This is a genomic window from Aquimarina muelleri DSM 19832 (genome assembly GCF_000430665.1).
GTDB lineage: Bacteria > Bacteroidota > Bacteroidia > Flavobacteriales > Flavobacteriaceae > Aquimarina > Aquimarina muelleri.
The window spans coordinates 67548-78985 of record NZ_AUML01000028.1 but is presented as its reverse complement, the minus strand read 5'-3'; the positions used below and the strand labels follow the sequence as shown (position 1 = coordinate 78985).

Annotated in this window: 8 protein-coding genes and 1 pseudogene; 5 read left to right on the top strand and 4 right to left on the bottom strand. The window is 33.8% G+C overall.

What is annotated here, in order from left to right:
- Positions 1 to 761 precede the first annotated feature (761 nt).
- Both H527_RS0112335 and H527_RS23550 read right to left on the bottom strand, forming a co-directional pair.
- Positions 762 to 1229, bottom strand: a complete 468-nt coding sequence (locus H527_RS0112335; RefSeq protein ID WP_035088101.1) for a GyrI-like domain-containing protein — start codon at positions 1227 to 1229, stop codon at positions 762 to 764.
- 246 nt (positions 1230 to 1475) lie between these two features.
- Positions 1476 to 1862: pseudogene (locus H527_RS23550) on the bottom strand (transposase); the annotation flags it as partial.
- 209 nt (positions 1863 to 2071) lie between these two features.
- On the opposite strand from H527_RS23550, the gene H527_RS24700 reads away from it, so the two are divergent.
- The 4 genes from H527_RS24700 (at position 2072) to H527_RS0112320 (ending at position 6426) form a co-directional block, all read left to right on the top strand.
- Positions 2072 to 2194 (top strand): hypothetical protein, encoded by a 123-nt coding sequence (locus H527_RS24700; RefSeq protein WP_262891758.1) that lies wholly within the window; start codon positions 2072 to 2074, stop codon positions 2192 to 2194.
- A 385-nt stretch (positions 2195 to 2579) separates the two neighbouring features.
- Positions 2580 to 3803, top strand: coding sequence for an imelysin family protein (locus H527_RS0112330; protein WP_027412997.1), 1224 nt, complete (start codon positions 2580 to 2582; stop codon positions 3801 to 3803).
- Between the two features lie 99 nt (positions 3804 to 3902).
- The gene (locus H527_RS0112325; RefSeq protein ID WP_051316750.1) at positions 3903 to 5330 is read left to right on the top strand and encodes a di-heme oxidoreductase family protein; all 1428 of its coding nucleotides are present in this window, start codon (positions 3903 to 3905) and stop codon (positions 5328 to 5330) included.
- Position 5331: 1 nt separating this feature from the next.
- Positions 5332 to 6426, top strand: a complete 1095-nt coding sequence (locus tag H527_RS0112320; protein WP_027412995.1) for an imelysin family protein — start codon at positions 5332 to 5334, stop codon at positions 6424 to 6426.
- Positions 6427 to 6698: 272 nt separating this feature from the next.
- Here H527_RS0112320 and H527_RS0112315 read toward each other — a convergent pair whose 3' ends face one another.
- Complete coding sequence (locus H527_RS0112315; RefSeq protein ID WP_027412994.1) at positions 6699 to 7415, bottom strand: DUF2071 domain-containing protein; 717 nt, start codon at positions 7413 to 7415, stop codon at positions 6699 to 6701.
- A gap of 259 nt (positions 7416 to 7674) precedes the next feature.
- Entirely contained in the window at positions 7675 to 9099 is a 1425-nt protein-coding gene (locus H527_RS22040; RefSeq protein ID WP_035088089.1) for an SNIPE associated domain-containing protein, read from the bottom strand.
- Between the two features lie 605 nt (positions 9100 to 9704).
- Between H527_RS22040 and H527_RS0112305 the strand changes: the two genes are divergently transcribed.
- On the top strand, positions 9705 to 11342 hold the full coding sequence (locus H527_RS0112305) for an ABC-F family ATP-binding cassette domain-containing protein (RefSeq protein ID WP_027412993.1): 1638 nt from the start codon (positions 9705 to 9707) through the stop codon (positions 11340 to 11342).
- Positions 11343 to 11438 lie beyond the last annotated feature (96 nt).

Genomic DNA, 11438 nt, shown 5'->3' with positions numbered 1-11438 from the left:
TCCGTAAATAAGCCCGAATAAAGGTCATGCCTCCTAAATGACGCCTGCCGCTTAGCCAGTAAACAGGTAACCGATAAACTTATCATGGTTCACATACTTAAACCACTTTTGACAGAATGTAGCACTTTCTCGACACTTCATCAGAGGTTCATTTGTATTCATCTCCTTTATTCATACCTGATAATCTCATGGATTACCTTTTCTATAACGCTCAATACCTTGGCTCTTTACCAAAGCACCTTATAGTGGTTTGATGTTCTCTCCTGTAAAACAACACCAGTGGGTCGGTTCCACCATCTTATTAACAGTTACGTAACGTTTTCAGCCCTTCGTTACTCTCGGCACACGTATGATTAGTGGCGTGTTTTAAGCACTAAAGTTAGCAAATAAAAACCTAATAGAAAATCCGCAAGGATTTTCGTAAGTAGGCTTGCACTAGCAATTAATTTTATACGGTGTGTGTGCCCAGCATGGGCATCTATTATTTATCGAAGATAAATAATTAATCTAGAGGGTGCAAGTCCCTTATGGGTAGGGGTTACGCCTTTAACCATTAGTAAGTAGCAAGCTGGTTTACCGTGAGGTATGCAGTGAACCTTTCGACAGGCTCAGGGCTGGTGAAGCGAGTGGAGTTAGGTTATCAATTAACGTAACAATTGACTACATAATAAGAGCCGTATGAATTGAGAGGTTCACGTACGGTTCTGAGAGAGGTTTAGGGGTGAAATCCCCCTTTTCCTACTCGACTAGGCGTATGTGCTTTATTCATCTACTGATATAAAAGTTTCTACCTCTGCATTGTCTCCATCATAATATTTTTTTCCGTGAACAGTAAAATCTGCTTTATAAGCTCGTGCTTGGTTCAGTTCCTTATTTCCCCATATTTTCATCCAAGTATTAACAACAGCTTCTGGCATTTTTCCTTTTGAAACAAACTTTTGATATTTTGCCTTTTCAATAGTTATTCCAACAAAACCTCTAGGGATATCTTCTAACGAACTTACAGGCAGCCCAATAATTGTAGTGTATGCTCCATTAAAATCGGTTTCATAATCTGTGTAAACGGCATAAATATTATCATTTGCTTTGTTCGGAATTTGTTCTTGAATTTTTTCGCCCCAAAATTTTGTCCATATTGCTTCTATATCTTTGGCAGATTGTCCATTTTGATTAGTTGTTCTTATAGAAATTCCGATTATTTTCAATTCTTGAATAATTTGAGTGTTCATAGTTTTAGCTTGATTTGTTTGTATTTGGGTTTTGCAAGAGAGTAGTATAAATGTAAAAAGAATGTAAAAGGGAAATTTTTTCATTGTTGCTTATTGTTTATTAAGCTACAAATTTAGGGTGCTCTTGTGACAACTCTATGTCAAGGGTGGTAAACATTTTTCTTTAGAAATATCAAAATACTCTTCAAAGGTGATTTTATGTGGTTCAAATATCTGATTTAATACCGTTAAACTTTTAATTCTTTTTTAAAGTCTTACCCTTTTTTCATATATAGTTAAGAACTGATTAAGGATTATTCCCCAATTTGCGATTGGCATAGACCATTTTTTGGTTGCTTCTCTGGTAGCCAAATATACAGATTTCATCACAGCTTGATCCGTAGGGAATGATAATTTGTTTTTGGTATACTTTCTGATTTTTCCATTCAGGTTTTCAATAAGGTTTGTTGTGTAAATAATTTTTCTGATCTCTAGTGGAAATTCAAAGAAAGCTGTAAGCTCCTCCCAATTGTCTCTCCAACTTTTTATGGCATAAGAATATTTTGCTTCCCATTTTTGTGCAAAATCATCCAGGGCTGCTTTTGCTGCTTCTTTGGTTGGTGCATCATAGATGAGTTTGATATCCTTAGTAAAGGATTATTACCTTAGAGTTCTCTCGTGCTTTAAAAACAATACCATCCATCCAAACAATAAGATACACAGGTTCTAGGGCAGTTTATTATTATGCTTTCACTCCGCAATCCATCGCAGATAATAACAAGTTTTACTTAAATAAAATTGACTTTTCTAATGGAATTTTAAACCTGGAAGCTTACCAAAAAGCAGCCACTGCCATATTAAAAATGGTGAAAAAAGGAGATGCTATAGATGATAATACGCTTATGGATACTAGTGTAACTTTGCATAATTATGATTCCGATACAAAGCAATGGAGTATTGATTATCATAGAAGAAGTAAGTGCTAACTTCCATCTATTGTACTTGTTCAAACAAGTTTGTGTAGAAAACATAATTCAATAGATGGGGTATTTATTTTTCATTCTATAAAAGATAAAATTAACCTAGGAATAAAACAACAATACTAATAAAATGCAATCACATCCATACCACAATGTATACAACCCTTAATGTAGAGGAAACATCTTTTGAATAAAATTGTTATATAGAGAAAGTACATGTAATTATTGAATTTTTCATTGATATAACTGATGTTATAAGGGTATCCATTTTTCGTTTCTTCTAAACTTTACTATTTTTAGTATTTTAAATTTAATCTAAATAAACTTGTTTTAATATATTTCAACGGTTACATTTGTCTCCTTAATTATAACTAGTCTAAATAAACCTAACATGAAAAACATTTTTAGAACAATATTTGCTTTAGTGCTTACTTGTTCATTAATATTTAGTTGCAGTGATGACGATGATAACACTGTAGATAACTCTAACGGAATAACAAAATCAGCCGTTTTAGGAAACTATGTTAATATTGTTTATCAATCCTATAAAGATTCTTATGACAGCTCTGTAAAGATGCAAACTGCTATCAATAGTTTTGTAGACAATCCTACAGAAAATGGTTTTAATGAGGTGAAAAATGCATGGTTAGCTTCTAGAGAACCTTACGGTCAAACAGAAGCATATCGAGAATCTAACGGGCCAATCGATACACCTAACGGAGGAATTGAAGGACAAATTAATGCATGGCCACTAGATGAAAATTATATCGATTATGTACGTGTTGATTTTACGGATTCAAATAGTGCTGTAACCTCAGATGGGATTATAAATGACACTTCTGTAACTATTGATGAAGCTACTTTAATTGGAGCTAATGAAGGAACTGGAGGTAATGGAGTACCTGAAAAAAATATTAGTACAGGCTATCATGCTATCGAATTTTTATTATGGGGACAAGATTTTGCAGATCCTTCTAATGGTATGGCTGGACAAAGACCCTACACAGATTATGTAACCGATGGATCAGGAACTAATGCAAATCAAGATAGAAGAGGAACGTATTTAAAAATAGTTACTGATATTTTAGTAAAAGATTTAAAATCATTAGTAGATGCTTGGGACGAAGGTGGTGCTTATAGAACTGCTTTCTTAGGATTGCCAGAAGAGGAAGCACTTAAAAATATGATCGCAGGTATTTTCTTTATGACTGGTGAAGAATTATCAACCGAAAGAATGGCTGTAGCGGTAGAACAAAATCAGGAAGATGAACATTCATGCTTTTCAGACAATACTCACAGAGATATTTTCACGAATGCCTTGGGTGTAAATAATGTGATTTTTGGACAATATGGATCGATCACAGGAGCATCGTTGTATGACTTGGTAAAAGAACAAGATCCTGATCAGGCAGAAAAATTAAAAACCGCTTCTGAAGAATCAATTTCTAAAATTAATACGATACTTAGTTCTATAACAGATACCAAACGTTTTGACCAACTTATAGAAGAAGAAACATTGACTTCTGGAGGAATTATTATCTCAGCTGTTAATGCATTAAAAGCGCAAGCAAATGAAATAAGTGCTTCGGCTTCAATATTGAATATTACATTATAAAATTAGCCAATAACAACTATAGAATTTTTTGTTTTGAAAAGTTGAAAAAGCCCCTTTCGTCAATGCGTGAGGGCTTTTCTTATCTATTAGGGAATGAGGATGATAAAGAGCAAACATAAGACCTTAATTATTTTAAAAATATGCGTTTTAGTATTGATTTTAGGATGCAGTAATGATGATTACGTAGACCCATTACCATTTAACCAAGGAGTTTATGAGGAGGGAGAGGAACTTCTTACGGGTCAATTAACCATAAAATCACAAAGTATTAATGCGTTTGGAAGAGCAATTCCAGGTTTATCTAACGAAGATCAAATTATTTTTGGCATCGGAAATTCATTATTCAACCAGGCTTGGGTATCTGCACCTGCTTCTACAACAGCAAGAGATGGTCTAGGACCCACTTTCAATAGCAGAGCCTGTTCGAGTTGCCATAGTAGAGATGGAAGAGGAATGCCTTTGATAGGACAGAGTGAATTAGGATCAACTGGATTTTTAATGAGAGTGAGCTTGCCAGGTAGTGATCCTAATGGAGGCCCAAACCCGTTACCAAATTATGGAACTCAAATTCAGGATCGAGCCAATAGTGGAATCCTTTCCGAAGCCAAAGTAAGAGTAAGGTATGAAATTATAGAAGGTGAGTATTCTGATGGTGGAATATACAATCTAAGAAAACCTATTTACGAGTTTTTTGATGAACAATTCGGTTCTTTGACAGGAGTACTAACTTCTCCTAGAGTAGGAACGCAAACTATAGGAATGGGACTTATAGATGCACTTGATGATGCTTCTATTTTAGCCAATGCAGATAAAAATGATGTCGATGGTGATGGAATCTCAGGGAAACCTAATATAGTTTGGGACGCTAAGGAAAACACTTTAAAGCTTGGAAAATATGGCTGGAAAGCAAATCAACCTACGCTAGAACTGCAAGTAGCTGGAGCTTTTCATGGTGATATGGGATTAACTACTTCTATATTTCAAGAAAATGATTGTCCCAGTGTACAGCAAAATTGTATTTCAGCACCCAATGGAGGAGAACCAGAAGTAACAGATTTACAACTATCTAGGGTATTGTTTTATCAAAGAACACTTGGGGTTCCTATTCGAAGAAATTTTCAAGATCAAAATGTACTTAATGGAAAAGTATTGTTTAATAATTTACAATGTATTTCTTGTCACAAAACCAATTTTGTAGCAGGTTCATCTCCTGCAACACCTTTAATTGAAGGAGTTACTTTTAGTCCATACTCCGATTTTTTATTGCACGATATGGGAGATGCTCTGGCGGATAATCGTCCAGATTTTGATGCAAACGGGAAAGAATGGAGAACGCAACCTTTGTGGGGAATAGGACTTATTGAAACAGTAAATAATCATACATTTTTTTTACATGATGGACGAGCCAGAAATATTGAAGAAGCTATTTTGTGGCATGGAGGAGAAGCAGAAAATAGTGTAACTCAATTTAAAAACTTACCTAAAGAACAACGAGAACAACTTATAGCTTTTATTAATTCCTTATAATATGAATAAACCTTTTAAAATAATCGGAATCATTTTGTTTTTAGGATGTATTCTAACCAATTGCAATAGTGATGATAATAACAGTTCAAAAAATGAAGCATTTGATTCACAACAAATGTTATCTGATGTTACTTCTAACATTATTTTACCTTCAATAGAAAATTTTAAAAGTGAAGCTATACTATTAAAACAAAGCATTTTTGATTTCACAGGAGATCCTACCGAAGAAAAATTAGTAGTCGCCCAAAACCAATGGAAAATTGCAGCTGAGTCTTACGCCAATATATACACCTTTAATATAGGGAAGCCAAAAGAGTTATTTATGCACCAATTAATTTTTAATTGGCCTGCTTTTACTCCAGATATTGATAATGCCATCGCAAATAATACCGAACTTAATATAGAGTTAATTAGTACCAGATCTAAAGGGTTAATAGGTATTGAATACCTATTATTTGCGGAAAATAACATGTCAAATAAAGAAATAGTTATACTGTTTCAATCTACCATAGGAAGAGTAACTTATTTAGAACTTATAGTTAATGACTTAGAACAGCAAGTACTCCGACTTTCTAAAATATGGAATGATAATGGAGAAAACTATGCGCAAAGTTTCATAAATAATACTGATACGGGTTTACAAGGATCATTAAATATGTTATACAATGGGCTGTTTAATGTTGTAGAAACGATTAAAAAAACAAAACTAGGTAAGCCTGCTGGTTTAGAAGGATCTTCAACTACAAATACTCAATTGTTGCAAGCGGTTAGAAGCGAAATTTCATTAGATTTGATTAGAAACAATCTTCAAGCTATAGAGAATACATATTTCAATACTACAGGATTGGGGATTTCTGATAATGTGGCATTCATTACCAAGAACAGTGAGATTAATGATCGAATAAAAACACAATTCGAAAACATATATGGTACTTTAAATCAGATAACTATCCCTCTTCATAAAGCTGTAGATGAGCAAAAAGAACCAGTAGAAGAAGCCTATAATAGTATTAAACAATTAGTAATGCTCCTCAATAACGAGGTGGGAAGTACTTTATCTATCATTATTACACCGACCGATAATGATGGGGATTAATTAACTTGAAACATAAAAGAGTCAATTGAGAATAGGTACTCCACAACGTTTAGTTAAGTTTTTAGTTCTCGGTCTTGAGGTCGAAGATATTAAAAAACGTTACTATAAGGATTGTTTTTGAATGTGCAATTTTTTAATTCACATTGTGGAGTTTAATTCTCCAAGGCTTGCCTCGAAAACAAAATATATTTTCGGAAACATACCTCGTGAGGGTACTCCGAGGTTATGGATTGTTAATGGATTTTGTAAGGTTTAGAGAGTCATCTACTTGATTAGGGGCTTTTTATTTTTTTTAATTTACGCCATTCGTGTTTAATATCTGTCATCAAAAGAGCATTGTCAAATTTTACAGATCCTTTTGGGAAAATGTCTGTATTCTCAAAAAAACTAGATTCAACTTTTTTTACCTCTAAAAGAGATACCTTCCAATGATGAGTTATGAGTTCTAATCCCTCAAAGTCATTTTTGTCTGGAGAATAACCAATTGCGCCATTTTCGAAAAAATCAGAAACACAATTCAAGTTTTCAAATACACTTTCCTTATTCCAGTTATTCGTTTCACTTGCCTCGATGGATAAATAGGTTTCATCATTACTAATAAAGGCTACATTATAATTTCCGTTGGATTCACTAACCGTAAATTTAGCAAGATGATGAATCCCAGGGAAAATAGCTCCTCCAGCGAAAGAGTTAAGTTTCGAAGAACTATCTCTTCTTGGGATATAGACTCCTTCTTTTAATTTTCCGTTTTCGTTCCATTCCACCGCAATCCTATGAGCTCCGTTCTCAGACGAAATTCCAATTTGTTTAGGGAATCCTTTCGGTCTGATTTCTTTTAGCCTTATCAAGCATATACCAGCAATACCTTTTCCATTAATGAGCTTAGGTGTAAAAGGCTTTGGTAAATAATTTTCTAGAACTTCTTTATCCACTTGATAGTTGATAAGAATTCGTCTGTCCATTATTCCTTTTATTTTAGGTATTTTCATTTTATGATTTTTTATGTCAAATACATTATAAAGGTAAATGTATAAAGCATAGTAGATAAAGAAAATACTTATTTCTTGGTTAAAGATAGAGTTAATGTTAAGGATTTGATAGGCTAATTATATAACGAGCAAACTTCGATTTGAGGAACTGCTTGTTACGAAAATTAAAACCTGTCCTAAGCTTGACGATGGATACGGTTTTGTGAGAGATTTAGGGCTGAAATACCTCTTTTCCTATTCGACTGTAATCAATACTTTATCAGAACAAGCTGTCTGGATATTTCTCCATCTCACTTTCAGCTTGCACCTCTTTAGATTGCTGTAATTGCTTTATTATAGATTTTGTTTGTCTGTATTGTTGAGCTTCCAATACTTTTATAAATTCAACTTCTTTTTCATACTTGTCAATGATTACTTTTTCGATTTCGTCTAATGTTACTCTAAAATACTCTTTTCTATAATTCACTTTATTGATGCGTCTATCATCAAATTCTTTGTGTAATAGGTTCTCTAATTCGGGTGCGTTTTCTGAAAAAATCATTGCGTGTAAGTCAAATGTAAATGGAACAGAAGCATCTCCTAATTCTTTAACTCTATCCATTGGTTCAAGTCTTCTTGTCATTCCTATTTTATAAACATTTTCTCCGAATGAACCAAGATTTGAAATTATGTAAACGTGTCCAGATTTTGTTTCCTGCGCTCTTGAAATAGCTCTTTCTTTTGCTTCGTGAGCATCTTTCAGATTCTGTTCCAACTGCACGATTTGAGAATTCAATTCATCCAACTTTTCTCCACTTACCAAACCTAAATCCTTCTTCGCACGTTCTAATGCTTTTTGGAAATGTTTTTCTTCCATTTCCGCATCCTTTCTCGCTTTTTCAAATTCTCGTTGTGCTCTTTCCTCTTCTCTTTGTTCTTCTCTTATTGCTCTAGCTTCTTCCTTTTCTTGATACTTTTTATGTGCTAACTCATAAACCAAATGAAGTTCATCCAATTTTAGTTTTAAATATTCATCTGTAATAAAAGTATTATTTGATTGTCCAAGTTTGTTAATTGCATTAAAAGCTTTTGTTATTCGTTCTTCAAACCGTTTAATATTATTCCAACGGACTTTTGATATTAATGCATCACATTCTCCATTAAATGCTCTTAAAGTCAAATTAATATATCTTCTGGTCATTATTTCTCCTTGTTTTCGGCTATTTCCGACCACCCATTCAGTTTTACAAACACAAGCATTTCCATCTTTTATTAACTGTTTTTGTCTTGTAACAATTTGTGTAATTCTCTCTTTGTATTTTTCTGAAGAATCTAAATCAAAAATCGGTTCATAAATACCAAGTTCAACAAATTCTAAATCATTTTGATAAAGTTTAATGTCTTTTTCTAATTCTTTAAAGATTGATTTTGCATTAATGAATTTATCATTCAATTCCGTTGCATTTGCTTGAATTACAGAAAACTCATTATTCTTTAATTCAATTTCATTTTCGATGGATACGATTCCACTAAATCTTTCTAAATCACAATTTAGTTTGTTGTTTTCGTCAATTTTTGTAGTGAGTTCTGAATTCTTGTTTTCGATTTCAGAATTTAGTTTGGCTTTCATTTTTTTGCATTGATTTAGTACAATGAATAATGCAATTCCTAAAGCTAAAATTGTAATTATTAATCCTAATGTCATTTTCAGTTCGGGTTTTTCTCGTATTGGTTACAACAGCGTTATACAATCACTAAGTCACTCATATCTCTCTATCCTTAAAAATACAGTAATCTCCTTCAAGTTGTACAGCTTCTAAAGTACTTCTACTTTTTAGGAGTGCTGCTACGGGAATCCGTATAGAGAATTAAAAAGATTTTCTTATTAGACCCACTTGGGGTTGTGGGCAATGTTATTAAGTTAAGGGTTTAAACTATTGATTTAAAATTTGTTGATGGTGGATTCCGTTCTTCAACGGAATGACAAAATAACCAAAACACAATGCTTTCTGCTTGTCATTCCAGCCCTTCAGCAAGTTCAGGATAAACTAAAGGCTGGAATCCATAATGGAAATAAAAAGGTATTTTGCTTTCACAGATGTTTAATCCTCAAAAAGATACAACTTAACTTAATGACATTGGAGTAGTAGGTCGAGGGACTAGATTTGCAAGATAGTCAGGTAATTTTGCTGTGGATATATCAAAATTTGAGGTTCGATCGATCGTTACTCAAAATACAAGAACTGTTTTTTTGTTTTTTATCCAAAGTGTCCTTCTTTTTTTTAGTTTTGCAGCTCTAAAATAAAAAATATGATTTCTGTAGATAGCATTGCAGTAGAGTTCAGTGGAGAAACCTTGTTTAGCAACGTTTCTTTTGTAATTAACGAGAATGATAAAATTGCTTTAATGGGCAAAAATGGAGCGGGAAAATCTACTATGATGAAGATCATAGCTGGCGTACAAAAAGCTACCAGAGGTCATATTAGGTATCCTAAAGAAGCTGTGATTGCATACCTGCCACAGCATTTATTAACCGATGATAACTGTACCGTATTTGAAGAGGCATCCAAAGCTTTTAGCCATGTTTTTGAAATGAAACAGGAGATGGATCGTTTAAACCATGCTCTGGAGACTCGTACCGATTACGAATCCAAAGAGTATATGGATATCATCGAAAAGGTAACCGATCTGGGCGAAAAATTTTATTCTATAGAAGAGATAAACTATGATGCAGAGGTAGAAAAAGCATTGCAGGGATTAGGGTTTAAACGAGAAGATTTTACCAGATCCACCAGCGAGTTTAGTGGGGGATGGAGAATGCGTATCGAACTGGCAAAAATCCTGTTGCAAAAACCAGATTTAATCCTTTTGGATGAGCCTACCAACCACGTAGATATAGAGTCGGTTATTTGGCTGGAAGATTTTTTGTTAAACAAAGCCAAAGCAGTAATTGTAATTTCGCACGATAAAACGTTTATCGATAATATCACCAATCGTACTATCGAGGTAACGATGGGGCGTATTTATGATTATAAAGCCAATTATTCACATTACCTGCAATTGCGAGAGGACAGAAGAGCCCACCAGATAAAAGCATATCAGGAGCAGCAAAAATTTATTACCGAAACCAAAGATTTTATAGAGCGGTTTAAGGGTACGTATTCTAAAACGAATCAGGTAAACTCTCGAGAGCGAATGCTAGAAAAATTAGAGATCATCGAAATTGATGAAATCGATACTTCGTCGTTAAAACTTAGGTTTCCGCCATCGATGCGATCTGGCGATTATCCTGTGATCGCAAAAGACCTGTCCAAAAGCTATGGCGATCATGTGGTATTTAAAAATGCAAATATGGCGATTGCAAGAGGGGAGAAGGTATCTTTTGTTGGTCGTAATGGCGAAGGAAAATCTACCATGATAAAGGCTATTATGGGAGAAATTGATTTTGAAGGCAGTTGCGAGCTTGGTCATAATGCCAAAGTAGGATACTTTGCGCAAAATCAGGCATCTTTGTTAGATCCCGATCTTACTATTTTTCAGACTGTAGATGAGGTGGCAGAAGGAGATGTTAGAACCCAGATTAAAAACATTTTAGGACAGTTTATGTTTGGGGGAGACGATATCGATAAAAAAGTAAGTGTATTATCTGGTGGAGAAAAAACAAGGCTGGCAATGGTAAAATTACTGCTAGAACCAGTTAATGTTCTTATTTTGGATGAACCTACCAACCACTTGGATTTAAAGTCTAAAGATGTTTTAAAAGAAGCCTTACTGGCATTTGATGGTACCTTAATATTGGTATCTCACGACAGGGATTTTTTACAAGGGCTATCCCAAAAGGTATTTGAGTTTAAAGAAAAAAGAGTAATCGAACATTTTGAAACGATTGATGACTTTTTAATACGAAACAGAATTGAAAACTTAAAAGAAATCGATTTAAAGAATTAGTTCATTAGTAAACCAATGATAAGTAGATGACAAAAGCTGGAGCAAAGCACTTTATTAGGGGATTATCTTATTGCAAATTCAAGAAATTAAGAAAGC

What these genes read in the sequence shown, in the direction of transcription:
- H527_RS0112330 (WP_027412997.1), top strand. Translation starts at nt 2,580, where the DNA reads ATGAAAAACATTTTTAGAACAATATTTGCTTTAGTGCTTACTTGTTCA.
- H527_RS0112325 (WP_051316750.1), top strand. Translation starts at nt 3,903, where the DNA reads ATGATAAAGAGCAAACATAAGACCTTAATTATTTTAAAAATATGCGTT.
- H527_RS0112315 (WP_027412994.1), bottom strand. Translation starts at nt 7,415, where the DNA reads ATGAAAATACCTAAAATAAAAGGAATAATGGACAGACGAATTCTTATC.
- H527_RS24700 (WP_262891758.1), top strand. Translation starts at nt 2,072, where the DNA reads ATGGTGAAAAAAGGAGATGCTATAGATGATAATACGCTTATGGATACT.
- H527_RS22040 (WP_035088089.1), bottom strand. Translation starts at nt 9,099, where the DNA reads ATGACATTAGGATTAATAATTACAATTTTAGCTTTAGGAATTGCATTA.
- H527_RS0112335 (WP_035088101.1), bottom strand. Translation starts at nt 1,229, where the DNA reads ATGAACACTCAAATTATTCAAGAATTGAAAATAATCGGAATTTCTATA.
- H527_RS0112305 (WP_027412993.1), top strand. Translation starts at nt 9,705, where the DNA reads ATGATTTCTGTAGATAGCATTGCAGTAGAGTTCAGTGGAGAAACCTTG.
- H527_RS0112320 (WP_027412995.1), top strand. Translation starts at nt 5,332, where the DNA reads ATGAATAAACCTTTTAAAATAATCGGAATCATTTTGTTTTTAGGATGT.